Here is a 231-nt window from a genome sequence, read left to right on the forward strand (position 1 = left end):
TGAGCGTGACGGCCTGTTCTGCGCCAAGATCTTTGGCCCGGTAAAGGATTACGAGTGCCTGTGCGGTAAGTACAAGCGCTTGAAGCATCGCGGCGTGATCTGCGAGAAGTGCGGCGTTGAAGTTGCGCTGGCCAAGGTTCGTCGTGAGCGCATGGCGCACATCGAACTGGCTTCGCCGGTTGCCCACATCTGGTTCCTGAAATCGCTGCCGTCCCGTATCGGCTTGCTGAT

At 58.9% G+C, this 231-nt stretch carries 1 protein-coding gene; it reads left to right on the plus strand.

Features of this window, described 5'->3' with window-relative positions:
• A partial coding sequence (locus SB816_RS35385; RefSeq protein WP_410548669.1) for a hypothetical protein occupies positions 1-231 on the plus strand: 231 nt, incomplete at both ends.

Source organism: Achromobacter sp. SIMBA_011, from assembly GCF_046535435.1.
GTDB classification, from domain to species: domain Bacteria; phylum Pseudomonadota; class Gammaproteobacteria; order Burkholderiales; family Burkholderiaceae_B; genus Achromobacter; species Achromobacter dolens.